This is a genomic window from Alkalihalobacterium elongatum, from assembly GCF_019024285.1.
In the GTDB taxonomy this organism is placed as follows: Bacteria; Bacillota; Bacilli; order Bacillales; family Bacillaceae_F; genus Alkalihalobacterium; species Alkalihalobacterium elongatum.
The window spans coordinates 127573-152057 of sequence record NZ_WMKZ01000005.1 but is presented as its reverse complement, the minus strand read 5'-3'; the positions used below and the strand labels follow the sequence as shown (position 1 = coordinate 152057).

The 24485-nt window shown below is 37.7% G+C and carries 22 protein-coding genes, 1 other RNA gene, 1 riboswitch and 1 other annotated feature; of the genes, 20 read left to right on the top strand and 3 right to left on the bottom strand.

Annotated features, from left to right (window positions below; all coding sequences use genetic code 11):
* Positions 1 to 24 precede the first annotated feature (24 nt).
* On the top strand, positions 25 to 288 hold the full coding sequence (yajC, locus tag GKP30_RS09155; protein ID WP_216829122.1) for a preprotein translocase subunit YajC: 264 nt from the start codon (positions 25 to 27) through the stop codon (positions 286 to 288).
* 270 nt (positions 289 to 558) lie between these two features.
* Here yajC and GKP30_RS09150 read toward each other — a convergent pair whose 3' ends face one another.
* Positions 559 to 930, bottom strand: a complete 372-nt coding sequence (locus GKP30_RS09150) for a TIGR04086 family membrane protein (RefSeq protein WP_236034984.1) — start codon at positions 928 to 930, stop codon at positions 559 to 561.
* 212 nt (positions 931 to 1142) lie between these two features.
* Here GKP30_RS09150 and GKP30_RS09145 point away from each other — a divergent pair, with 212 nt between their 5' ends.
* The 3 genes from GKP30_RS09145 (at position 1143) to GKP30_RS09135 (ending at position 3857) form a co-directional block, all read left to right on the top strand.
* Positions 1143 to 2429, top strand: coding sequence for an ArsB/NhaD family transporter (locus GKP30_RS09145; RefSeq protein WP_216829121.1), 1287 nt, complete (start codon positions 1143 to 1145; stop codon positions 2427 to 2429).
* Between the two features lie 338 nt (positions 2430 to 2767).
* A complete protein-coding gene (locus tag GKP30_RS09140) occupies positions 2768 to 3427 on the top strand; it encodes a DUF421 domain-containing protein (RefSeq protein WP_216829120.1) in 660 nt (219 codons plus the stop codon).
* A 157-nt stretch (positions 3428 to 3584) separates the two neighbouring features.
* Positions 3585 to 3857, top strand: a complete 273-nt coding sequence (locus GKP30_RS09135; protein WP_216829119.1) for a hypothetical protein — start codon at positions 3585 to 3587, stop codon at positions 3855 to 3857.
* 74 nt (positions 3858 to 3931) lie between these two features.
* Here the strand turns inward: GKP30_RS09135 and spoVB are convergent, their stop codons facing one another.
* On the bottom strand, positions 3932 to 5500 hold the full coding sequence (spoVB, locus tag GKP30_RS09130) for a stage V sporulation protein B (protein ID WP_216829118.1): 1569 nt from the start codon (positions 5498 to 5500) through the stop codon (positions 3932 to 3934).
* Between the two features lie 241 nt (positions 5501 to 5741).
* On the opposite strand from spoVB, the gene GKP30_RS09125 reads away from it, so the two are divergent.
* The 14 genes from GKP30_RS09125 (at position 5742) to GKP30_RS09060 (ending at position 22165) form a co-directional block, all read left to right on the top strand.
* The gene (locus GKP30_RS09125; protein WP_216829117.1) at positions 5742 to 6584 is read left to right on the top strand and encodes a DUF368 domain-containing protein; all 843 of its coding nucleotides are present in this window, start codon (positions 5742 to 5744) and stop codon (positions 6582 to 6584) included.
* A 315-nt stretch (positions 6585 to 6899) separates the two neighbouring features.
* Positions 6900 to 7196 (top strand): post-transcriptional regulator, encoded by a 297-nt coding sequence (locus tag GKP30_RS09120; protein ID WP_216829116.1) that lies wholly within the window; start codon positions 6900 to 6902, stop codon positions 7194 to 7196.
* A 116-nt stretch (positions 7197 to 7312) separates the two neighbouring features.
* Positions 7313 to 8614, top strand: a complete 1302-nt coding sequence (gene secD / locus GKP30_RS09115) for a protein translocase subunit SecD (protein WP_216829115.1) — start codon at positions 7313 to 7315, stop codon at positions 8612 to 8614.
* Positions 8604 to 9542 (top strand): protein translocase subunit SecF, encoded by a 939-nt coding sequence (secF, locus tag GKP30_RS09110; protein WP_216829114.1) that lies wholly within the window; start codon positions 8604 to 8606, stop codon positions 9540 to 9542. The genes secD and secF overlap by 11 nt, the downstream gene beginning before the upstream one ends.
* A 117-nt stretch (positions 9543 to 9659) precedes the next feature.
* Entirely contained in the window at positions 9660 to 10565 is a 906-nt protein-coding gene (locus tag GKP30_RS09105; RefSeq protein ID WP_216829113.1) for a cation diffusion facilitator family transporter, read from the top strand.
* Positions 10566 to 10913, top strand: a complete 348-nt coding sequence (locus GKP30_RS09100; RefSeq protein WP_216829112.1) for a LapA family protein — start codon at positions 10566 to 10568, stop codon at positions 10911 to 10913.
* A 75-nt stretch (positions 10914 to 10988) separates the two neighbouring features.
* Complete coding sequence (recJ, locus tag GKP30_RS09095; protein WP_216829111.1) at positions 10989 to 13340, top strand: single-stranded-DNA-specific exonuclease RecJ; 2352 nt, start codon at positions 10989 to 10991, stop codon at positions 13338 to 13340.
* Between the two features lie 3 nt (positions 13341 to 13343).
* Positions 13344 to 13856, top strand: coding sequence for an adenine phosphoribosyltransferase (locus GKP30_RS09090; protein ID WP_216829110.1), 513 nt, complete (start codon positions 13344 to 13346; stop codon positions 13854 to 13856).
* A gap of 319 nt (positions 13857 to 14175) precedes the next feature.
* Entirely contained in the window at positions 14176 to 16362 is a 2187-nt protein-coding gene (locus GKP30_RS09085) for a RelA/SpoT family protein (protein ID WP_216829109.1), read from the top strand.
* A 33-nt stretch (positions 16363 to 16395) separates the two neighbouring features.
* Positions 16396 to 16842, top strand: coding sequence for a D-aminoacyl-tRNA deacylase (gene dtd, locus GKP30_RS09080; protein ID WP_216829108.1), 447 nt, complete (start codon positions 16396 to 16398; stop codon positions 16840 to 16842).
* Positions 16843 to 16925: 83 nt separating this feature from the next.
* Positions 16926 to 17102, top strand: coding sequence for a hypothetical protein (locus GKP30_RS09075; RefSeq protein WP_216829107.1), 177 nt, complete (start codon positions 16926 to 16928; stop codon positions 17100 to 17102).
* A gap of 59 nt (positions 17103 to 17161) precedes the next feature.
* Positions 17162 to 17389: a binding site (T-box leader), on the top strand.
* Positions 17390 to 17496: 107 nt separating this feature from the next.
* A complete protein-coding gene (hisS, locus tag GKP30_RS09070; RefSeq protein ID WP_216829106.1) occupies positions 17497 to 18774 on the top strand; it encodes a histidine--tRNA ligase in 1278 nt (425 codons plus the stop codon).
* A 2-nt stretch (positions 18775 to 18776) separates the two neighbouring features.
* Positions 18777 to 20570 carry an aspartate--tRNA ligase gene (gene aspS / locus GKP30_RS09065; protein ID WP_216829105.1) on the top strand — a complete coding sequence of 598 codons (1794 nt, stop codon included), beginning with the start codon at positions 18777 to 18779 and terminating at the stop codon, positions 20568 to 20570.
* A gap of 76 nt (positions 20571 to 20646) precedes the next feature.
* Positions 20647 to 20758: riboswitch (SAM riboswitch) on the top strand.
* A gap of 174 nt (positions 20759 to 20932) precedes the next feature.
* Positions 20933 to 22165, top strand: coding sequence for a homoserine dehydrogenase (locus GKP30_RS09060; protein ID WP_216829104.1), 1233 nt, complete (start codon positions 20933 to 20935; stop codon positions 22163 to 22165).
* On the opposite strand, the gene GKP30_RS09055 is transcribed toward GKP30_RS09060, so the two are convergent.
* Positions 22140 to 22427, bottom strand: coding sequence for a hypothetical protein (locus GKP30_RS09055; RefSeq protein ID WP_216829103.1), 288 nt, complete (start codon positions 22425 to 22427; stop codon positions 22140 to 22142). The two genes, GKP30_RS09060 and GKP30_RS09055, sit on opposite strands and share 26 nt — an antisense overlap.
* A gap of 757 nt (positions 22428 to 23184) precedes the next feature.
* On the opposite strand from GKP30_RS09055, the gene ssrS reads away from it, so the two are divergent.
* Positions 23185 to 23362: non-coding RNA, 6S RNA (gene ssrS, locus GKP30_RS09050), on the top strand.
* Between the two features lie 302 nt (positions 23363 to 23664).
* Positions 23665 to 24432 (top strand): tRNA threonylcarbamoyladenosine dehydratase, encoded by a 768-nt coding sequence (locus GKP30_RS09045; RefSeq protein ID WP_216829102.1) that lies wholly within the window; start codon positions 23665 to 23667, stop codon positions 24430 to 24432.
* Positions 24433 to 24485 lie beyond the last annotated feature (53 nt).

The following is a 24485-nucleotide window of genomic DNA, read 5'->3' as shown; positions in this document are numbered from 1 at the left end:
CTTTATAAAGGAGGGGAAATAAACATGGAAATGATAGGCACTATTTTACCGTTGCTACTAATGTTTGCAATCTTTTGGTTCTTATTAATTCGTCCACAGCAAAAGCGTCAAAAAGCAATCCGTGAAATGCATGCGGGCTTACAAAAGGGTGATAAGATTGTTACGATTGGTGGCTTACATGGAGTCATTGACTCGATTGATGAAGATATCATGGTTTTACTTGTCAATGATAATCGTAAGCTTACGTTTGACCGTAACGCGGTTAGAGAAGTTGTAAACCCTGATTGATGTACATAAAAAGAGACTGACACAGAGGTTCGGTTCCTTAACACGATGAGATCATCGTACTGTATAGGAGCTTTCTCTATTGTCAGTCTCTTTTTTTTGTTTAGTAGGTTGTCCATACACCGCTAACCGGGCACTTCCGCTTTTCTTAGTCTAGCTCCAGTGCCCAGCGGCTCGAGGTCGCTTCGGTCCATCAAACATGTCCAAAGGACAGGCCACTTATTGTTGGTCCTCCAGCGCTTGTCGCCGCTAAACGGGCGCCTTCCGCTTTTCTTATTTCCCTACATTTACTCCGATGATTCCTCCAATAACTGATGTGAGTAAGTATCCACCATGATATAAGTATTGTTCCATTGTGAACGCAGAGTTATAGCCTAAAAACTGAATGAAAAAAGTGATTGCTGTAAATAAAAGGGCAGTACCAGCTCCTACCATCCAACCTTTTTCTTTTGCTTTAACGCCAGCGATCATACCTCCAATAAATAATGCTAGGAAGGAAACAATAAGAATAAACCAAGAAAATGATGCTTCAGTTAAAGAACTAAATGACAAAATTAAAGAAATTACGAAACTGAATGCTACAGCTATAAACAATACTCCAATTAAACCGTAAAGCATTGACCCAAATATCCCACGATATGCCAAAGAAATCTCTCCTTTCAACCTTTCATTAATATGATTAATACAGCTTATTCAGGCTTGGCCAAACATAGAATAACTTTTAAAAAAATTTAGCTTATTTCGCAAGCTATAACGGTTAGAAAACGTACTCCACTTATAAAAGGAGTCAAAAATAAACATGAATGGGACATACCCGACATAGGATGATAGAAATAAGAGGGAGAGGAAAATTCAACATGGAAGTGACCTTAGCCTTTATCATTTTTATCATCAGTTACATATTCATCATCAGTGAGAAAATCAACAGGGCATTAGTAGCCTGTTTAGGTGGAGTGGGAATGCTTTTCGTAGGAATTATTGATTTAGACGGAGCATTTCTTCAATATATTGATTGGCATACGATCTCGTTACTGTTAGCAATGATGATATTAGTATCGATTACTAGCCAGAGTGGTTTTTTCGAATTTATTGCTCTTCATGTAGCTAAATACGTAGATGGAAAGCCTATTCCACTTCTTATCCTAGTATCGCTAATGACAGCTCTCGGTTCAGCTTTTCTTAACAATGTCACAATGGTTTTGTTAGTTGTCCCAATCATTTTAACTCTAACTAAATTACTTAAGCTCAATGCAGTTCCTTTCTTATTATCGATAATATTGGCATCAAACATTGGAGGAACAGCAACTTTAATTGGTGACCCGCCCAACTTGATGATTGGGCAAGCAGTAGAGCATTTAACTTTTAATGATTTTTTATTGCATCTGGGGCCAGTTGTACTCATTATTTTTATTGTTGTAATGTTTGGACTTGTGGCTTATTATCGAAGCTCCTTACACGTTTCATTAGAAGATCGAAACAAATTAGAGAGGGTTAACCCGAAAGAATATCTAAAAGATAAAGTATTGTTATATAAGTCAATCTCTGTTTTAAGTCTTACGACGTTAGGGTTTATTATTCAACCGCTATTAAATGTGGATATAACGAGCATTGCTATGGGTGGTGCGCTTCTACTCATGTTATTGACGTATCAACGACAAGATGTAGAAGAAGTGTTCAAGTCCATTGAGTGGGTTACACTATTCTTTTTTATCGGTTTATTTATGCTCGTCGGAGGAATTAAAGAAGTAGGTCTTATTGATGAGATTGCAAAATCCATTATTTACTATACTGAAGGTGATTTACCGAAGACGGCCATCTATATTTTATGGGGGTCAGGTATTTTATCAGGCTTTGTCGATAATATCCCGTTTGTTGCGGCGATGATCCCAGTAATTCTTGAATTTCAAAGTTATGGTATGACAAATTTAGATCCTTTATGGTGGTCGCTTGCCCTAGGTGCATGTCTAGGTGGAAATGCTACATTAATTGGAGCAACGGCAAACGTAATTGTAGCGGGATTAGCTGTTAAGGCGAAACAATCCTTTAGCTATCTTGAATTTTTAAAAGTAGGTGCACCAGTAGCTCTCGTTTCGTTTATTATTTCCACCATTTATATTTATTTTCGATATTTAATTTATTTTTAGCACATGACTATAACTTTTCTCTAGGGTTAATAAGGACGAGAAAGCTGCAGAAGATATGTTAATCATATTTCTTTGCAGCTTTTTTGTTGTAGGCACTTTTAAAATGGGTGTTGATTAAAGCACACCTGCTTCAAGTGGGTATAAAATAACTGGAAGCACATAAAGGAGATTGGCGATAAAACATTTGGACTTCTTGCCAAAAGCTTCATCTTATTTTCTAACTGTCTAAGGTAAAAATAAGCTTAAGATTATATTATAAGGTACGACTAGGTTCTTTTTCTTATCCTTTAGCTTTAGGTTTTGTGGTGTAGGAATGAGATGAAGGGAGGCGCGATCACTTGGATTTTTCAACGATAATTTTACGGACCATTTTTATATACTTATTTATCCTGTTTATTTTTCGTTTCATGGGAAAGCGAGAAATTGGTCAGTTATCTGTCCTTGACTTTGTCGTATCGATTATGATTGCAGAGTTGGCAGTAATTTCTATTGAAAATATTCGTGTCCCAATGCTACATACCATCATTCCGATCGTCATACTTTCATTAATTCAGATCATATTTGCATTTATTTCACTAAAAAGTGAAAATTTGCGAAAACTTGTAGATGGTAAGCCGTCTGTTTTAATAAACCAGGGTAAAATAGACGAAGGAGAAATGCGAAAACAGCGGTATAATTTTGATGACCTACTTATCCAACTTAGACAAAATAAAGTAAGTAAGTTGTCTGACGTGGAGTTTGCTATTTTAGAGCCTTCAGGGAAGTTATCGGTCATTGAAAAAGACAAAGATCGGCCCGATGATCAACAGCCGAGATTACCATTGCCTCTAATTCTCGATGGAAAAGTAAATGAAGAGCATTTGGAACAGATAAATAAAACACCACTGTGGTTAAGACAACAATTACGAAAACTCGGATATCGAGATGTAAAAAAAATATCCTATTGTACATTGCATGATGATGATACATTTTTTATTGATTTAAAGGATGAAAAATAATTAACAATAGTCCTCTTCTAATTACTTAATGAAAGGGGACTATTAATTGTTCTCGGGCTTGTACTATATAAAGAAAAAGAAACGTTGTAGTACATACGTACAAGCAATAGGCTTCTTTCTGCAATAAGATGCAGTAGTGACAGAAAGGAGGAGACAAATGGATTATTATCAAATGTGTTGTAAGCACAGAGGGCAAGTTGTAAATATTTTTGAAAAATGTGGGCGCAGACATTATGGCCGCATTGTTAATGTAGATCATCAATATGTGTATATTGAACCCGTCCAGCCACGTTCAGGGGGATTTGGTGGGTTTAGTTATGGATACTATGGAGGCTATTGGGGTTACCGCCCATGGGGATATGGAGTCGTTCCAATTGCATTAGCGGCAATTGGCGGATTTGCACTAGCGAGCGCATTCTTCTTATGGTAAGAAAGGCACCATAATGATGGTGCCAGGCACCTTTAACACATCAGTTCGTTAAAGGTGCCTGGCACCGAATTTTTTTATGTTCTTGTAAATGGGGCTAGCCATTTCCCGATAAATGGGATACGGATCATTTCTTCTCGTTTGATTAGGCCTAATAGAATGAGGAGTAATCCATAAAATAATCCGACGATCGTAATGGAAAGTAAAGTCTTAACAAGTAAGCTCATTGATAAAAATGCATGTTGATATAAGAGCATTCCGACAGCTCCAGAGGCAATCATCGCAAAAAGTGATTTACCAATTTCTCTAACATGTAACGTAAAGCTTAATACTTTAACAATCGAAGCAAAGTGTAATAGCGTAACGAGTACCATACCAATAACGATTGCTAATGCTGCTCCCATTATTCCAAGCTCTGGTCTAGTCGCAAGGACAAAAATGGCAGCAGTTTTAATGACGGCGCCGAATAAGCTATTCATCATCGCTGCTTTCGCTAAATTCAAAGCTTGCAAGGTGGCTTGTAACGGCCCCTGAAAGTATAAAAAGATACTAAATGGTGCCATGACTTGCAAATATATAGCTGTGTTAGGAGCATTGTACATTAATGACATGATCGGCTCTGCAAATATATATAAAACGACAACAGAGATCCCACCTGAAATTAGCGCAAGTCGTAGTGCTTGTTCTAAACGATGGTTAATGAGTTGATATCTTTTTTGTGCAGCTGCTTCACTGATCGCAGGGACAAGTGAAACCGACAACGAATAGGTAATAAACGTCGGTAGTAATAGCAATGGAATTACAAACCCTGCCAACTCCCCGTACTGTTTTGTGGCAACGACTGTTGCAACACCTGCAATTGCGAGACTTTGAGCAACAACGATCGGTTCAAAGAAAAATGCAATCGATCCGATTAATCTACTACCAGTTGTTGGTAGAGCAATACTCATTAGCTCATTAAACGTTGTTTTTCCTTGACGAAGATAGTCCATAAATCCTTTACGAATACGAATTCGCTTATTTGTTTTAAACATAAACAACATATAGAGAAGTGAAGCGAGTTCTCCAATAACAACAGAAATCATCGCTCCAGCTGCTGCGTATTCAACCCCATAAGGTAAGAACGCACTTGTCATTACCGCTACTAGTGTTATCCTTACGACTTGCTCAATCACTTGAGAAAATGCAGTAGGACGCATGTTTTGTCGGCCTTGAAAGTAACCTCTTAATACGCTAGATAACGCAACAATAGGAACAATAGGTGCAATCGCAATAAGTGGAAGGTAGGCTCGTTCATCTGTTAATAACGTTTTAGCAATGATAGGAGCAAAGGCAATCATTGCTGTAGTAAAAATACCACTTAAAATTCCTGTCGTTGCTAAAGAAACGACGAGGATCCTCTTTATTTTTCTTCTATCTTCCTTTGCTTCTGCTTCTGCAACAAGCTTTGAAATAGCAACTGGAAGCCCTAATTGAGTTATTGTAATAACGAGCAAAAGAGTAGGGACTGCCATACTATAAAGCCCGACCCCTTCAGCTCCCATAATTCTAGCAACTACAATTTTATTTATAAAGCCTAAAATACGTGTGATTAGTCCAGCTAATATTAAAATAACGGTACCTTGTATAAAGGTTTGTTTTGACATGTCAGAAGCCCTACTTTCTAATAAATGATCTATGTCTACACTCATTTATATGCTAGGAAGGTGGTCAAGCATGACAAGTTGTTCTGTCAAATAATAGCTTTAAAAATAAATTGACATATCTGTTAGAAAGTGAGAAGATGTCTTTTGATTTCATCTGTCAGATCATAAACTAAACAAGCTATACATAGATTGAAATATCTCATTATTGAAATACATCTCATTTGGGAAAAGAGGTTCATAAATGTTTGAATGGAAAAATATATTTCGCGGAATGATGATAGGGATATCAGACCTTGTTCCAGGTGTTAGTGGTGGGACGATCGCTGTTATATTGGGGATATATGATAGGTTAATTGCAGCAATTAGTGGTTTCTTTAGTCGAAAGTGGAAAGATTATCTAGGTTTTTTAGTTCCGTTAGCCATTGGAGCAGTTTTAGCAATTTTTCTCTTAAGTCATCTTATTAAATGGTTGTTAGAGTATTATCCACAGCCAACTTATTTCTTCTTTTTAGGTTTAATAGGCGGAATTATTCCTTATTTATTTAGCAAGATAGACTATAAAAATACGTTTAAGCCCGCACATTATTTTGCTCTAGTTGTAGCCAGTATTGCGATTGGATCAACTGTCTTCTTCGTTGAAAGAGAAAGTCATACGTTAATTGAAACGGTAACAGCTTCAACTGGACTAGTATTGTTTTTCTCGGGATGGATTGCAAGTATGGCGATGTTACTCCCTGGTATTAGTGGATCATTTGTCTTATTATTACTAGGTGTGTATCATTCGGTTATTCACGCGTTAGCCGAATTAAATATTCTTATTATCCTACTGGTCGGGTTTGGAGTCGGAGTTGGCTTAATTGTTAGTAGTAAAATCATTCGATTTTTACTAAAAACATTGCCAGTTCTCACATATGCGATCATTATTGGAATGGTAATCGGGTCAATCGTAGTCATTTTCCCTGGAATTGAAAATAACCTAATGTTACTGATTGTTAGTATTGTAACGTTTATTGCTGGATTTTTTGTTGCTACTTTTTTTGGAAAAATGGAAAATAATCGTAATGGAAATGGAAAACTGTCCTAATGGGCAGTTTTTTTATTTCTACATATTGTTGAGTTTAAAGTTGATTTGGGCTCATCGTTTGAATTAATTTCACACGACTTTCAGGAACCAAAAGGTCAATAATATAGTCTGGAATCAAAAAAGTAAAGTTCTTTAACATCGCTTAACATAAATGGACACTAGATTACTACTGACCAAAAACATATTTAAAAAGTAATTTGTATTTCCTAGAGGGAAAACCCTAAACATATTGAAATAGAAACTACATGAATATAATAGTTTTTTTACTGTTAAAAGGTTTATAATGGAAGAAATGAAAAAAGGAGAGTCGATTGAATGCAACAGCAGCAATTTGAGGTATGGAAAGATAACGTAATGCCTGCACTACAAAGTAAATTAGAAGAACTTCATATGTTTGGCTATAACAAAGCAACAATCGATACGATTTGGAAGAGTGTAATGTTTAAACTCCGCAAAAGAAAAGACTATATCCATTTACATGAGTTTGTCAATGTGATCTTAACGCTCCGTGCCCCAGAGTATATGAATTATTTGACGGTAGAAAATTATAATGCTGCGGATTGGTTTGCAAACGAAGGAGTCATTGAGGAATTGGTAGGAGACGATAGTTGAAAAGTCACTACTAACCTATAATTGACATGGAAAAAGTAACATAGCTATAATTGAACTATTGCTTATTTTAGGAAAAAGTATTTTTTGTTGTGATTGTTAAGGAGGAAGTTCGTACTATGGTGAAAAAAGGCCGTTTAATTACTTTTTTCCTCATTGTAATTATTCTAGGTGGTTTAATAAGTACGACCATTATGGGAATTGCAAAGGAAATTAAGTTAGGTTTAGATCTCCAAGGTGGATTTGAGATCTTGTATCAAGTAAAACCCGTTGATGAAGACGGTGTAATTGATGATGATGTATTAAATGCAACAGTTAGTGCTCTAAATCAACGTGTTAACGTTCTAGGTGTTTCAGAGCCATACATAACGATTGAAGGGGAAGACAGGGTTCGTGTTCAGCTTGCTGGTGTTGAAGATCAACAAACAGCACGTGATTTACTTGCAACTGAAGCACAGTTAACCTTCCGTGATGTTGATGATGTTGTTAAATTAGATGGAGCGGACCTTCAAGAAGGCGGCGCACGCGTAACATTTAACGAGGCAAATCAGCCAGAGGTTGCTGTTACTCTTAAAGATGCGAACCTGTTTGGAGAAGTAACGAGAGAGATTCGTGATCGAGCTCCACAGGGTGAAAACCTTCTTGTCATTTGGTTAGATTACGAAGAAGGCGATAGCTTCTATGAAGAAGTTACAAAAGAAAATCCTAAATTTTTATCAGCACCGACGGTAAGAGAAGTCCTAAATACAAGAAATGTCGTCATCCAAGGAAGCTTTACGATTGATGAAGCGACGTTTTTAGCTGATGTATTAAATGCTGGTGCTCTTCCTGTTCAACTAGATGAGCTTTATTCAAATTCAGTTGGAGCTTCACTCGGTGAACAAGCGATGAAAAATACGATCTTTGCTGGATTTATTGGCGTAGCGCTTATTTTCATTTATATGCTGATCTTTTATCGTTTTATGGGAACAATCGCAGTAATTACTTTATCAGTATATATTTTTCTTGTCCTCGTTATTTTTAACTGGATGAATGCCGTACTGACTTTACCAGGGATCGCAGCGTTAATTTTAGGTGTAGGTATGGCAGTTGATGCAAATATAATTACGTATGAACGAATTAAGGAAGAAATTCGTTCTGGTAAATCGATCATGTCAGCGTTTAAAGCTGGAAGTAGACGTTCATTATCGACGATACTTGATGCAAACATCACAACAATTTTAGCGGCTAGTGTACTATTTTACTATGGGACAAGTTCTGTTCAAGGCTTTGCGATTATGTTAATCGTAAGTATTTTAACGAGCTTTTTAACGGCGGTTTATGGTTCAAGATTATTATTAGGCCTTTGGGTAAACAGCCGCATTTTCAATAAGAAGCCTCGTATGTTTGGTGTAAAGGAGAGTGAGATCAGTGAGCTTTAATTTTCATGACCGAACGATTGATTTTGTTAAGCACCGTAAGAAGTTTTTCATCTTCTCTTTGGTCGCAGCTCTCGTTGGAGTGATCTTACTCTCAACAGTTGGATTAAATCTGGGTATTGATTTTGAAAGTGGTTCCAGGGTAGAAGTAGCCACGAATGATCCTGCTACAGCAGAACAAATCATGGAGGATTTTGCTAATATCGGAGAAGGGTATACACCTGATGATATTACGATGGCTGGAGAGCAAAACAACCTCGTCCATGCACGGTTCATTGGGCAGCTAGAGCCGAATGAAATTGCTGAAATTCAAGTTTATTTTAATGAGAAGTACGGAGCGGAACCGAATGTAAGTACAGTTTCACCGATGGTTGGTAAGGAATTAGCACGTAATGCTTTAATTTCTGTATTAATTGCATCTGTTGGGATTGTCATTTACGTTGCGATCCGTTTTGAATGGCTTTATGGAGTTGCAGCGGTTGTGGCGTTATTCCATGATGCATTCTTTATTATCGCGGTATTTAGTGTTGTTCAGTTTGAAGTCAACGTTCCGTTTATTGCGGCCGTATTGACGATTGTTGGTTATTCGATTAATGATACGATCGTTACCTTTGACCGGATACGTGAAAATATGAAAAATGCTAAACGAGTGAAGTCCTTTGATGACCTAGCTCATATCGTCAATGTTAGTTTGACACAAACATTAGCTCGATCAATTAATACAGTTGTCACCGTTATTTTAGCGGCTGCTGCGATCTTTATTTTTGGTGGAGAAGCAATTCGTTCTTTCGCGTTTGCGTTAGTTATTGGACTAGTAGCAGGAACGTACTCTTCCATTTTCCTAGCCGCTCAATTATGGCTCGTGTGGAAATCTAAACAATTAGAAAGAAGAAAATTCAAAAGTAAGCCTCAAGCTGAAGGTGAAGTTTAAATACTTAAGGTCATGGTGCATACCATGGCCTTTTTGTTGGTATAATTTACTTATGTGCAATTTTTACACAGACTGAACTAATACGTAATATTAATACGATATTAAGAAGGTGAAAGTATGGATGAAGATATTCGCTATCAGAAAGTGAAGACGGGTGCATGGGTTGGAATTATCGGTAATATCATTTTAGCTATAATTAAAGGGGTAGTCGGGTTTCTTTCAAACAGTCGTGCCTTAATTGCCGATGCAGTTCACTCTGCATCTGATGTGGTAGGTTCAGTTGCTGTGTTAATCGGTGTTCGCGCAGCAAAAATGCCACCTGACCGCGACCACCCGTATGGACATGGGAAGGCAGAATCGATTGCTGCTATTATCGTAGCTGTACTACTCTTTATCGTTGGGGTAGAAATTGCGATTGATGCCATAAAAGCTTTTACTGAACCAATCGCTGTCCCAAAAGTGATAGCCATCTATGCTGTCATTTTTTCAATCATTGTAAAAGAAATTATGTTTCGATATAAGTATCATTTGGGTAAGAAGTATAGGAGTGAAGCGTTAATAACGGATGCATGGCATCACCGTTCTGACGTTTTTTCGTCAATAGCAGCTTTACTAGGTATTGGTGGTTCAATTATAGGAGGAGCCGTTGGTATTCCTTGGCTCGTATATGCGGACCCTGTCGCTGGGTTATTCGTTTCAATACTGATCGTTAAGATGGCTTGGCAGCTTGGAAGCCAGTCGATCCACAATACATTAGATCACGTTCTCCATGAAGAAGATACTGTTGATATGAAGAAAGCGGTCACTTCGGTTGAAGGTGTTCTAAACCTTGATGAATTTCTTGCCAGAGAGCACGGTCACTATGTCATCATTGATTTAAAAATTGCCGTTAATCCAGACATTACCGTTAAGGAAGGCCATGCGATTGGAAAAGCGGTGAAAAAGAGGCTCCTTGAAGAAAACCATGTTCACGATGTATTGGTACATATTAATCCATATGAAAAAAAAGAGGAGGTAACATAATTGCGCGGTCAGTGGGGATTAATTTTAGGCATTATTGCTGCACTCATTATTGCTATCTTTGCTGTCATCAATGTGGAGGCTGTTCGTGTTAACTATTTATTTGGGACAGCTGAGTGGCCATTAATTCTAATCATTATCGGCTCTGTGTTAATGGGTGGAATTATTGTTGGTGCGGTAGGAATGGTTAGAGTTTATCAGCTCCAACAAGAAATTAAACGTTTAAAACAAACCAAAGGCCCTAATGCTAATGATAATGAAGCAGCTAAAGAAGGAAAAGGAAGGGCGCCTCTGCAAGAAGACAATAAAAAAGAAGAGCAGCAGCAAAGGAAAAATAACGCTAATAAATAGAAAACTACCAGATTATTATTCATTGCCCCTCTATGACCCCTCTTGTATAATAGGTAGGTCAAGGGGTGTTTTTTTATGCTTAAATCAAGGAAAAGATGGAAGTTAGCACAGCTAGAGCAAGAAAAAGTGGATCTGTTGATTCAAGAGTTGAATTTAACTCCAATTGTAGCCAAGCTACTCGTGTTAAGAGGAATTGACACTGCTGCGGCTGCATCACGTTTTTTATATAAAGAAGAAGTTTCTTTTTATGATCCTTTCTTATTAGATGGGATGAGAGAAGCCGTTGAACGAATTAAACTTGCGATCGAAAAAAACGAAAAGATCTTAATCTTTGGTGACTATGATGCTGATGGTGTCAGTAGTACATCCGTTATGATTTATTTGATGCGGGAGCTAGGAGCCAATTTTAATTATTACATTCCGAATCGTTTTACTGAAGGATATGGTCCAAATGAGGCAGCATTTCGCCAGGCTAAGCTAGATGGTTATGACTTAATTATTACCGTTGACACTGGGATTTCTGCTGTTCATGAAGCAGAGGTGGCAAAGGAGATTGAGATTGACTTAATTATTACGGATCACCACGAAGCTCCGCCCTTATTACCTGATGCTTACGCAATTGTAAATCCTAAAAAGCCAGGGTGTACATACCCGTTTAAAGGTTTGGCAGGAGTAGGGGTTGCATTTAAACTAGCACATGCGCTGCTAGAAGAAGTGCCCACTCATTTGTTAGATATTGTTGCGATAGGAACGATCGCTGACCTTGTGCCGCTAGTAGATGAAAATAGGCTTCTTGCAAAAAGGGGAATTGAGGCGTTACAGAGAACAACAAAGCCAGGTTTAAAAGCGCTAAAAAAAATAGCTGGTATTGATACACAGGTGATGAATGCTGAACATGTAGGTTTTGCAATAGGTCCGCGTATTAACGCCGCTGGTCGACTCGATTCAGCCGATCCTGCAGTAGAGCTTATGACAACAGATGATGAAATGACTGGAAAAGTTATTGCTGAAGAAATTGATCAGCTAAATAAAGAGAGAAAGGCCATCGTTGATGAAATGGCAAAAGAGGCAATTGCTCAAGTAGAAGCAATGTATCCACCTTCTGAAAATCACGTTTTAATTGTTGGAAAAGAAGGCTGGAATCCAGGAGTCATTGGGATTGTAGCCTCTAGACTAGTAGAAAAGTTTTATCGCCCGACGATCGTACTAAGTATCGATACAGAAAAAGGGGTTGCAAAAGGCTCTGCAAGAAGTATTGAAGGCTTCGATATGTTTGTAAATTTATCAGAAAGTCGAGATATCCTTCCGCATTTTGGTGGCCACCCGATGGCAGCTGGACTTACTATGCAAATAGAGCATATTGAAGAGTTAAGAACACGGTTAAATAAACAAGCGGGTGAACTGCTCACAGAAGAGGACTTTGTTCCAATAACGAAGGTTGATCTCGTTGCAAAACTAGATGAGATTACATTGGATGTCATCAATCAATTGGATGAGCTTTCTCCTTATGGTGTGAGTAATCCAATTCCTAAAGTGATGATTGACGATGTTAATATCGCACAAATGCGAAGAATAGGAAGCGATGAAAATCATTTAAAGGTTCTCTTTGAACAGGATGGTACAACATTGGATGGGATTGGTTTTCAACTAGGACACATTCATCCAGAAATAAACCCTGCCGCTAAAGTCTCTGCTGTTGGAACGATCTCGGTCAATGAATGGAATGGGCATTGTAAGCCACAGCTGTTTATTGAAGATGTTCAAGTGAAGGAATGGCAGCTATTTGATTGGCGAAATGCAAAAAAAATAGTAGAGAATATCGAGTCTTTACCAAAACAAAAACGGAAATTAATTGCATTTCAATCGACAACGATGGATAAGCTAGGTTTAGAAACTTTAAATGAAGAAGTTTGTTATATTGAAACAGATGAGATAAATATAGCTAATAAATATATCGTATTGTTAGATTTACCAAGTTCAACTAAGCAATTAGAACAATTACTTCTGAAGGAAACGACAAGTCCAGAACGAATCTATTCGGTGTTTTACCAAGAAGATTCACACTATTTTTCAACACTGCCAAAACGGGAACACTTTAAATGGTATTATGCTTTTTTATCGAAAAAAGGATCCTTTGATATTAAACGCTATGGTCAACAACTCGCCACACATAAAGGCTGGTCTAAAAATACGGTAGATTTTATGACACAGGTGTTTTTTGAATTAGATTTTGTTACAATAAACAATGGTATTATTAGCCTGCATCCTACCCCTTCAAAAAAAGGACTCGACGAATCTGAGACGTATCAGCGAATGACAGAGCAGTCGAAGCTAGAGCAGCAGTTTTTATATTCCTCTTATTATGAGTTGAAGCTCTGGTTCGATCAAGCAATAGACCAGGTAAGAAAAGTTAAGGAGACGGTGTAAGAGATGGATTTTAAACAGTATATAACGATTGTTGAGGATTACCCAAAAGAGGGTATTCGATTTAAGGACATTACAACTTTAATGCAAGATGGACAAGCATATAAAAAAGCGATTGAAGAATTAGCGAATTATGCTCGTGAAAAAAACGCAGATGTTATTGTCGGACCAGAAGCACGTGGCTTTGTTGTAGGTTGTCCAATTGCTTTCGAATTAGAAAAAGGCTTTGTTCCTGTTCGTAAAAAAGGAAAGCTTCCTCGTGAAGTAATTTCTGTGGACTATGGCCTAGAATATGGAAATGATAGTTTAACGATTCATAAAGATTCCATTCAAAAAGGTCAACGAGTTGTGATTGCTGATGATCTTCTTGCAACTGGAGGAACGATTGAGGCAACGATCAATATGGTTGAACAATTAGGTGGAGTAGTCGTTGGAATTGCATTCTTAATCGAGCTAACTTACTTGGATGGAAGAAACAAGCTAAAGAATTACGATGTATACACATTAACGCAATATTAATCTAAAACAGACTGGCTCAACTTTTGAGTCAGTCTGTTTTTATTTTGATGTCTAGTTTTGGGTGCTATAGGATTAATACCCAATAAATTCATCAAACGCCTCCCAAAACAAGACACAATTTTGGCTTTCAAAGTTTATTCATGTGAGATTACTGCAAACTTTTCTTAATTCAGGGCTATATTTCCTAATTCTCGTCAAAAATATAAATGGAGTTCGACATTTTTCGTATTTTATCTTTACACATATAGGCTACTTAATGATAATATAAAGAAATATAGAAAAAATGGGACCAATTATGTAGGGATAAAAAGGTGATTCCATGACGATAGATCAATTATTCGAAAAAGCAGAACGATATCTTTCAGAAAAAGATATGGTGTTTATAAAAAAAGCATATGCATACGCTGAAGAAGCGCATAGTGAGCAGTACAGAAAATCGGGTGAGCCATATATTCATCACCCTATACAAGTTGCTGGAATTTTAGTTGAATTAGGGATGGACCCTGATACGATTGCTGCCGCTTTTCTTCATGATGTCGTTGAAGATACAGATGTGACTATTGATGAGTTAAAAGAAGCTTTTAACAGTGAAGTCGCAATGCTTGTAGACGGCGTTACGAAGCTTGGGAAAATTAAATATAAGTCTAAAGAAGAGCAACAAGCAGAAAATCATCGAAAAATGTTTGTAGCGATGGCAAAAGATATTCGAGTGATCCTCATTAAATTAGCTGATCGTCTTCATAACATGAGAACATTGAAACATTTACCGCCAGAAAAACAACGTCGTATTTCTAATGAAACATTAGAGATTTTTGCTCCATTAGCCCATCGTTTAGGGATTTCAACGATTAAGTGGGAGTTGGAAGATACAGCCCTTCGCTATTTAGACCCGCAGCAATATTATAGAATTGTAAACTTAATGAAGAAGAAACGCGCAGAGCGTGAGCAATATGTTGACGAAGTAGTAAATCGAATAAGAGCCAATTTAAATGATATTAATGTATCCGCTGATATTTCTGGTAGACCGAAACACATTTATAGTATTTATCGAAAGATGGCTCTTCAAAATAAACAATTCAATGAAATATATGATTTGTTAGCTGTTCGGATCATAGTAAAGAATATTAAAGATTGTTACGCAGTTCTTGGTGTAATTCATACGTGTTGGAAGCCGATGCCAGGACGGTTTAAAGACTATATTGCTATGCCAAAAGCAAATATGTATCAGTCTTTACACACGACTGTACTTGGTCCAAATGGCGATCCATTAGAAGTACAAATTCGTTCAGAGGAAATGCACCGGATTGCAGAATTTGGGGTTGCTGCTCACTGGGCTTATAAAGAAGGAACACACGTAGGAAATGATGATGAATCATTAGAAACTAAATTAACATGGTTTCGAGAGATTATTGAATTCCAAAATGATTCCCAAGATGCTCAAGAATTTATGGAATCACTTAAGATTGATTTATTCTCAGATATGGTTTTTGTCTTCACACCAAAAGGTGATGTGATTGAACTTCCTAGAGGATCAGTGCCTTTAGATTTTGCCTACCGTATCCATTCAGAAATAGGTAACCGCTGTATTGGGGCTAAGGTTAATGGTAAGATGGTTCCGCTCGACCATGAACTAAAGACTGGTGACATCATTGAAATAATGACGTCGAAACATTCTTATGGCCCTAGTCAAGATTGGATTAAAATTACACAAAGTTCGCATGCAAAAAATAAAATTAGACAGTGGTTTAAAAAGGAACGCAGAGAAGAAAACGTCACTAAAGGTAAAGAAGTGATTGAAAGAGAAGTTAAAGCGCTAGACTTAGATCCTAAAGATGTCATCACTGCTGATAATCTTGCTGAAGTTGCACAAAAATTCAGTTTTGCTGGTGAAGAGGACATGTTTGCGGCTGTTGGCTACGGTGGTATGAGCCCAAAACAGATTGTAAACCGTTTAGCAGAGAAGTTTAAAAAAGAGCTTGGTCAGGAACAGGAAGAACGATCGCTTGCCCAAGCTGTAGCTGAAATACAAACATTGGCCCCTAAGAAAAAAACGAGTACAGGTGTGACGGTAAAAGGTGTCGATAATTTACTTATTCGTTTATCAAAATGTTGTAATCCTGTACCGGGTGATGACATCATCGGCTACATTACAAAAGGACGGGGAGTATCGATTCACCGCACCGATTGTCCTAATGTATTAACTGAAGAAGCTAAGACTCGTTTGCTAGAAGTTGAATGGGAAGCCAATCACTTAGAAAATAAAAACTACAACGTCGATATTGAAATAACGGGCTTCGATCGCAACGGTCTTCTCAACCAAGTATTGCATGCTGTTACTGAGTCAAGGACGACCATAAATGCCGTTTCAGGACGTTCAGACCATCGCAATAAAGTTGCAACTATTCATATGACGATATTAATACAAAATGTAGACCATCTACACAAAGTCGTAGAAAAAATAAAGCAATTACCTCATATTTATTCGGTACGTAGAATTATGCATTAAAGGTGCAGTAATGATAGGAGTTTGAGGGTTATTATGAAAGTCGTATTACAAAGGGTAAGTGAAGCTTCTGTGAAGGTTAATGAAGAAGTTGTCGGAAAGATTAACTCAGGTTTGATGCTTCTCGTTGGCATTACACACGAAGATACAGTTGAAGATGTCCAATATGTTACTGAAAAAATTGCGAATCTCCGAATTTTTGAAGATGAAGACGGAAAGTTGAATCGTTCTTTATTGGATGTAGGCGGACAAATTTTATCGATATCACAATTTACTTTGTACGGTGACTGTAGAAAAGGACGTAGACCGAACTTTATGGCAGCTGCTAAACCAGATGTTGCGGCTCCACTTTATGAAACCTTTAATGAGGCGCTACGTGAAAAAGGAATACAAGTAGAAACAGGGGTATTTGGTGCGATGATGGATGTACAGCTCATTAATCATGGTCCAGTTACCCTAATTATTGATAGTAAACAAAATTAACATTGTTTTTCTTCCCAAACTTGAAAGAAAAGCTCCATTTTTGGTTATGCTAGTTCTTGATGTTACTAGGGAAGGAAGATTCTATGCGTACAAGTATGAAGCAAGAAGGTAGCGGAAGAAATGAACACCAGCTATTTCATGTGAATTTTCATGATTTTGTGGAAAAGGAACATAGCAGTACAAGTATGGAATTAGCAGATGAATTTGGGCTGTCTTTAAGAGAGGTAAAGCAATTAAAGAAAAAGCTTGGCCGAAACTAATAAAGTTATTGACAACTTTGTTAAACATTCGTATGATAAAAAACAAATGCAAAGACCGTAACAAACCGATGATGGAGAATAGTAGTTAAGGTGGCACATGTTAAGAGAGGAAATGTCGTGGCTGTAAGCATTTCTACATGGACCTTGATGAACGAACACTCCGTAGGTTTTTTTCTGAAAGCCATGGATGGTTAATAGGAAAGAACGTAAGCAAGGCGTTAACTGCTTAAAGTGGAAGCTTAGGCTTCAAAAAGGGTGGCACCACGGGTATAACTCTCGTCCCTGATTGTTTTTTGATCAGGGATGGGAGTTTTTTGTTGTTTTTAATAGCTTAGCTCATACTTAAAGAAGTCTAAAGTAAAGTTTAATAGATGTTTTTTACAGGAGGATCATAATGAGTATACATATTCCAAGAGGAACACAAGACATATTGCCTGGAACTTCAGAGTTGTGGCAATATGTCGAAGCGAAGGCACAAGATATTTGCCGTCGTTATAATTATAAGGAAATTCGTACACCTATTTTTGAACATAGCGAACTTTTTCAACGTGGTGTTGGTGATACAACGGATATCGTTCAAAAGGAAACCTATACATTTAAAGATCGAGGCGACCGTAGTCTGACGCTAAGACCAGAAGGAACAGCATCAGTTACAAGAGCGTTCGTTGAGAATAAATTATATGGTAACCCTGGCCAACCGACTAAATTGTATTATATTGGCCCTATGTTCCGGTATGAACGACCACAATCAGGCAGAATGCGTCAATTCGTTCAATTTGGAGTCGAAGCGTTAGGAAGTAATGATCCTGCAATCGATGCAGAAGTAATGGCGCTTGCAATGGAGTTTTATCGTGAATTGGGCCTAACAGGCTTAAAGCTTGTAATCAACAGTCTTGGAGACACAGAAAGTCGTATTGCACACCGTGAGGCTTTAATCAACCACTTTAAACCAAGAATTAATGAATTTTGTTCAGACTGTCAGCAACGATTAGAGAAAAATCCATTAAGGATCTTAGATTGCAAAAAAGATAGAGAGCATGAGCTAATGACTTCAGCTCCTTCGATTCTTGAGTATTTAAATGAGGAGTCAGTAGCTTATTTTGAGAAAGTAAAACAACATTTAGATGCAATGGGAATCGCATATGTAGTTGATCAGACGTTAGTTCGTGGATTGGATTATTACAACCATACTGCCTTTGAAATCATGATTGAAGGAGAAGGCTTCGGAGCCATTACGACTTTATGTGGTGGTGGCCGATATAATGGACTCGTTGAAGATATTGGTGGTCCAGAAACACCTGGAATTGGCTTTGCCCTTAGTATTGAGCGTTTGCTTATGGCATTGAAAGCATCTAATATCGACATCCCTGTAGAACAAACGATTGATTGTTACCTTGTTGCTCTAGGTGACCAAGCAAAGGATAAGGGTGCTAATCTTTTATTTGAATTACGTAAAGCTGGACTGTCTGCTGAAAAGGATTATTTAGATAAGAAGATTAAAGCACAGTTTAAAGCAGCAGATCGCCTTGAAGCAAAGTATACAGCCGTATTAGGTGAAGATGAATTAGCAGCTAATAAAATTAATGTAAAAGAAATGAGCACTGGAGAACAAGTCGAAGTATCACTCGATAATTTTATTACATACATGCAAGACAAGTTGAAGGAGGAGTAAGGATGATAGGGAGAACACATCATTGTGGCCAAATTTTAGAGAATACAATTGGTGAAAGAGTACAATTAAAAGGGTGGGTACAGACTCGTCGCGACCTTGGACAAGTTATTTTCATTGATTTACGAGACCGTTCAGGTATTGTACAAGTTGTATTTAATCCTGAAGTGTCAGCAGAAGCACATGCGATTGCGGATCGTGTCCGCGGGGAGTTTGTGTTAGATGTAGAGGGTATGGTTGTTAAGCGTGAAGCTGAAACTGTTAACGAAAAAATTCCAACAGGAAAAGTAGAGGTACATGTCGATAAAATTACTATTTTAAATACTTCAAAGCCGCTACCTTTCCAAATTGAAGAAGATACAGATGCATCAGAGGATGTCCGTTTACGTTATCGTTATTTAGATTTACGTAGACCTGATATGCAAAATATTTTTAAGCTACGCCATCAAACAACAAAATTAATTCGCGAAACTCTTGATAATGAACAGTTTTTAGAAATGGAAACACCAATGCTAACGAAAAGTACACCTGAAGGAGCACGTGACTACTTAGTACCTAGCCGAGTACACCATGGAGAATTTTATGCACTTCCACAATCACCACAACTCTTTAAACAGTTATTGATGGTATCTGGGTTTGAGCGTTACTATCAAATTGTTCGTTGTTTCCGTGATGAAGATTTACGAGCAGACCGCCAACCTGAATTTACTCAAGTCGATATTGAGACATCATTTATGGATAAAGAAGACTTACTGGCAATGATGGAAAGCATGATGGCAAAAATCATGAAGGAATTAAAAGGAATTGAGATTACAACTCCATTCCAACGCTTAACTTACGATGAAGCGATGAACCGATATGGATCTGATAAGCCAGACACACGCTTTGGTTTGGAACTGTCTGAGCTAACTGATGTAATGAAAAACTCACAGTTTAAAGTTTTTGCCAATGCTATTGCAAATGGTGGAATTGTGAAGGGATTAAACGTTAAAGGTGCTGCCACAAAACTTACACGTAAAGAAATTGATGATTTAGCGCACTTTGTAGCTATTTACGGAGCAAAAGGTTTAGCGTGGCTTAAAGTTGAAGAAAACGAGCTTAAAGGACCAATCGCGAAGTTCTTAAGCGAAGAAGAAACGATTGGTATGCGTGAAGCGATGAATGCAGAGCCAGGAGATTTATTATTCTTTGCTGCAGATAAAAAACAAGTTGTGTTTGATAGCTTAGGAGCACTACGCTTGAAGTTTGGTAAAGATTTAGACTTAATTGATAAGTCTAAGTATAACTTCTTATGGGTTGTAGACTTCCCGCTTGTTGAATTCGATGAAGATGCAGATCGTTATGTGGCTCTTCACCATCCGTTTACTAGTCCTAAAGCAGAAGACTTACATTTACTTGGTACAGATCCAGGTCAAGTACGAGCTGAAGCTTATGACCTTGTTTTAAACGGCTATGAGCTTGGTGGAGGATCTCAACGTATTTATCAAAGGGACGTACAAGAAAAAATGTTTGCTACACTTGGGTTTTCACAAGAAGAAGCTAGAGAGCAATTCGGTTTCCTTTTAGATGCCTTTGAATATGGTACACCACCACATGGAGGAATTGCATTAGGATTAGATCGTCTCGTTATGCTTCTAGCAGGAAGAAACAACTTACGTGATACAATCGCATTCCCGAAAACTGCAAGTGCTAGTTGCTTGTTAACAAATGCACCGAGTTCAGTTAGTGATGCACAATTACGTGAGCTAAATTTATCAGTTGTTCCTAAAAAAGAAGAAGAGAAGAAAATTCAAGTTTAGTTTGTAGTTGACAAAAATAGAATAATCGCATTATAATCATAACTATTAAAATTCGAAAAATTCATTGTAAAAATATAACTTATCACGAGAGGCTGAGGGACTGACCCAATGACGCCCGGCAACCGGTTTGTATGCCATACAAACAAAGGTGCTAATTTCAGCAGAGCGATTGCTCTGAAAGATAAGTGGAGGCGTTTTAAAAAAACCTTTCCCTTATCGGAAAGGTTTTTTTTATTTAATGCACAACTACTTCGTGTAGATGTTTAAAGAATAGAATAGAGCTAGTACTCAGTATAAAAGAACGGTAGTGCGGAGGAGTTAACGGGGGGCAAGTGAGTGTTATATACAAGGAGGAGCTTAGGATGTTAAATGTTGGGGTTATCGGGTTCGGAACAGTTGGTTCTGGTATTTATGAGCGGTTATTGAATTCAAGCGAGGAATTAAAGGAGATTTTTCAAACTGAAGTTCAGGTAACAAAAATTCTCGTGAAGGACGATACAAAAGATCGTGGTTATACTCAAGTAAAAACACTTACAACATGTGACCCTAATGAGTTTTTTAATCAACAGTACGATATTGTCTTTGAAGCAATAGGCGGGGTTGAACCTGCTAAAGGTTATATTGTGAAACTCATTCAATCAGGTACAGCGATTATTACAGCAAACAAAGAATTAATTGCTAAGCACGGTAAAGAGCTTGAAGAGCTTGCTCGCCAAAACGGAGTTTATTTAGGGTTCGAAGCAGCTGTTGGCGGTGGAATACCGATTGTGAATAGCTTCAAAACATTATTTTCGACAACACCGATTCATTCTGTGACGGGAATATTAAATGGGACAACCAATTATATTTTAACGGAAATGAAAGAGAAAAATCGGAGTTTTGCTGATGTGTTAGTAGAAGCAAAACAATTAGGTTATGCCGAGGCGGATCCTACAGATGATATTGAAGGATATGATGCATTATATAAACTCCAAATTTTAAGTCGGCTTGCGTTTAACTCATGGCCAAATGAAAATAACTTTTCCTGTAAGGGGATGAATATCATTGAGGAGGAGGCGATTGATTTTGCGGAAAGAAATGAATTAGCAATAAAATTGATTGCCAGAACCTCCATCGAAAATGGGGTTATCCATGGCTTTGTATCACCTGCATTCGTCACAAAAGATCATCCGTTATATAATATTAACGGAGTAACGAATGGTGTCTGTATTGACGGTGCAACCATCGATCGTATTACGATGAGCGGTCCAGGTGCTGGAAAGGATGCAACAGCAAACAGTATGGTAGAAGATTTTGTTTTGCATGAGCAATTTCAAGGGTTTAATCGTCCATTAAGTAAACAACATAACGATAGAGCCAACGATGAAATGAGTATAATTGTCTTTGTTTCCCAACTAGAAAAGGAACAATTCCATGCGGATTTACTCAGTATCTCAAGTGAGATAGAATTCGAAACTGGTTTTAACGAAATGCAAGCGGTGATTCTTAAATTAAAGAAAGGCAAGTCGTTGAATGACTTACCTCCTTTATGGCAGCAGAAAAGCTACCCGTTATTAGGTAAGGTAGCTGTTAATAAAATTGCTTTACCTTTCTAAATGTATCAATAAAAGGAGTTGGGTTGGTTTTCACAAGATGAGGTAAAACACCTTGATTCGTATGCAAATACAAAAAGCCAATCTTTTCTGTTGCTTGACGATAAGAAATATCAAATACATGTTCTAATAGAAACTCTTTGTCTCGTGAACGAATTTTATCATTAAAGAGCTCCATGTCGAAGTTTCTTTCGACTGTGTACTTCTTGGTGTATTCGATTTTTTGTTCCACTTCAATGCAAACTTGAGTTGTAATGGGCTTCATGGAAAACATCCTTTATTAAAAAGATAAAAACTTTGATTTGTAAATAATGTATAGCTCCAGCTTGAGTGTCTAGTTGACCTCGTTCCCTCCTTACGTTCAAAGGGCACCATCAGGAACTAATTTAAAAGTTGAAAAACTTTTGCTTGTATAAATAAAATTAGTGGATTCCAAGGGCTCTTATTTCATAGTATTTGTAGTCATTTTTAGTGATTTTAAGCAAATAGGGTCCTCACAGTTCCCTAATCCCTTAAAGTTGCCTTATTTCGTTGAAATAAGGGCTTCTGAGTGATCTAATACAAAATAGAGCGTGTATCCTTTATCTCATGCGGACGCTAAAAGGGTACTTCCACCTTTCATGTCTAGTTCCAGGTGCCATCGGCTCGAGGTCGCTTCATTCCATCAAACGTGTCCAAGGTCGGGCCACTAATTGCTGGACCTCCAGCGCTTGTCGCCGAAAGGCGGGCACCTTCCACCTTTCAATGTCTAGTTCCAGGTGCATAGCGTCTAGTGGACTTCGCTCTCCTCCTTACGATAAGTCAACATCGGCTCGGTCCTCACCGTGTATCCTTTATCTCATGCGGAGGGCTCCAGTCCATGCGTCGCTAAACGGGCACCTTCCACCTTTCATAATTCCTATAGACACTTTAGCATAGCTTCTTTTATTTCGCAAAAATACACTTAATAGAAAATTCAGAAAAGTTTATTTTTTTACTTGAACCCAGTATCTTTTTATGCTATGATTTCCTTAAGAAAAGTAAGAGTCCTAGCGTGTTCGTGAGCGACTGACAGTTTTGAGCCAACACTTTTTTATTGGGAGTATTAGTCTTCTTTTGGAATACATGCCTTCATTTGTGAGGACGTATAAAGAAGGAAGCTGGACACCCACCTGCGAGAGCAGGTTCAAAACTAGGGAGTTACGGCACTTTGGGTCTCTTATTTTATTTGCACGAAAAGTGAGTTGACTTTGGTGTTCACCTCCATCCATACGATATTAGGCTTTAGCCTATGCTAAAGGATATTATGGAGGGAAAGGATACCTAGAGTCAGCTTTTTTCTTATGTCTGCTACTCTTTTTGTACATAATAGTAAGGATGGGAATTAGGTTACATGAACATATAGATTTTTTTTAGTAGCTATGGTATATTTTACCCCGACTACTTTTATAGGTATAATCAGTAAATTGTTCCAACCGACAGCTAATAATATGCTTTGTTATAGAAAGAAAGGAAGAGAAAAGATGTTGTATCAATTTTCAAGAAACGAATTAGCAATTGGGAAAGATGGGGTGCAAGCTCTAAAAGATAGTACGGTTGCGGTACTTGGCATAGGTGGAGTTGGATCATTTTCCGCTGAAGCACTAGCTAGGTCAGGTGTAGGGCGTCTAGTATTAGTCGATAAAGACGATGTTGATATTACAAATGTGAACCGCCAAATTCATGCTTTATTATCAACTGTTGGGAAGCCTAAAGTAGAGTTAATGAAAGAACGAATTAAAGACATTAATCCTGATTGCGAAGTTATTGCGTTAAAAATGTTTTATACAGAAGAAACTTATGAGGAATTTTTTAATTATGGTTTGGATTTTGTCGTCGATGCATGCGATACAATCACATATAAAATTCATGTAATTAAGCAATGTTTACAAAGGAACATCGGTGTTATTTCCAGTATGGGTGTTGCTAATAAAATGGATCCAACTCGATTACGAATTGCTGATATCTCTAAAACAAGCTATGACCCAATTGCAAAAGTAGTTCGTACAAAGCTTCGTAAAGAAGGAATTCATAAAGGTGTAAACGTTGTCTTCTCTGATGAACGTCCTGTCAAAATTCGCGAAGAAATTCGAAAAGAAATTGTTCCAGAAGCGGCAGAGGAAGGGCCTATTCGAAAAGCCAAGCTACCGCCATCGTCAAATGCATTTGTACCGTCAGTTTCAGGCCTCATTATGGCAGGTCATGTCATTACAAAAGTTCTTGAACAAAATAACATTACTATTGAGCGTTAATCCGTTGAATTATCTGTATACAAAATCACGATATTTACACGAATATCGTGATT

What these genes read in the sequence shown, in the direction of transcription:
- GKP30_RS09090 (WP_216829110.1), top strand. Translation starts at nt 13,344, where the DNA reads ATGGATTTTAAACAGTATATAACGATTGTTGAGGATTACCCAAAAGAG.
- spoVB (WP_216829118.1), bottom strand. Translation starts at nt 5,500, where the DNA reads ATGTCAAAACAAACCTTTATACAAGGTACCGTTATTTTAATATTAGCT.
- aspS (WP_216829105.1), top strand. Translation starts at nt 18,777, where the DNA reads ATGATAGGGAGAACACATCATTGTGGCCAAATTTTAGAGAATACAATT.
- GKP30_RS09055 (WP_216829103.1), bottom strand. Translation starts at nt 22,427, where the DNA reads ATGAAGCCCATTACAACTCAAGTTTGCATTGAAGTGGAACAAAAAATC.
- GKP30_RS09125 (WP_216829117.1), top strand. Translation starts at nt 5,742, where the DNA reads ATGTTTGAATGGAAAAATATATTTCGCGGAATGATGATAGGGATATCA.
- secD (WP_216829115.1), top strand. Translation starts at nt 7,313, where the DNA reads ATGGTGAAAAAAGGCCGTTTAATTACTTTTTTCCTCATTGTAATTATT.
- GKP30_RS09045 (WP_216829102.1), top strand. Translation starts at nt 23,665, where the DNA reads ATGTTGTATCAATTTTCAAGAAACGAATTAGCAATTGGGAAAGATGGG.
- GKP30_RS09085 (WP_216829109.1), top strand. Translation starts at nt 14,176, where the DNA reads ATGACGATAGATCAATTATTCGAAAAAGCAGAACGATATCTTTCAGAA.
- recJ (WP_216829111.1), top strand. Translation starts at nt 10,989, where the DNA reads ATGCTTAAATCAAGGAAAAGATGGAAGTTAGCACAGCTAGAGCAAGAA.
- dtd (WP_216829108.1), top strand. Translation starts at nt 16,396, where the DNA reads ATGAAAGTCGTATTACAAAGGGTAAGTGAAGCTTCTGTGAAGGTTAAT.
- GKP30_RS09135 (WP_216829119.1), top strand. Translation starts at nt 3,585, where the DNA reads ATGGATTATTATCAAATGTGTTGTAAGCACAGAGGGCAAGTTGTAAAT.
- GKP30_RS09075 (WP_216829107.1), top strand. Translation starts at nt 16,926, where the DNA reads ATGCGTACAAGTATGAAGCAAGAAGGTAGCGGAAGAAATGAACACCAG.
- hisS (WP_216829106.1), top strand. Translation starts at nt 17,497, where the DNA reads ATGAGTATACATATTCCAAGAGGAACACAAGACATATTGCCTGGAACT.
- GKP30_RS09060 (WP_216829104.1), top strand. Translation starts at nt 20,933, where the DNA reads ATGTTAAATGTTGGGGTTATCGGGTTCGGAACAGTTGGTTCTGGTATT.
- GKP30_RS09120 (WP_216829116.1), top strand. Translation starts at nt 6,900, where the DNA reads ATGCAACAGCAGCAATTTGAGGTATGGAAAGATAACGTAATGCCTGCA.
- GKP30_RS09145 (WP_216829121.1), top strand. Translation starts at nt 1,143, where the DNA reads ATGGAAGTGACCTTAGCCTTTATCATTTTTATCATCAGTTACATATTC.
- yajC (WP_216829122.1), top strand. Translation starts at nt 25, where the DNA reads ATGGAAATGATAGGCACTATTTTACCGTTGCTACTAATGTTTGCAATC.
- GKP30_RS09105 (WP_216829113.1), top strand. Translation starts at nt 9,660, where the DNA reads ATGGATGAAGATATTCGCTATCAGAAAGTGAAGACGGGTGCATGGGTT.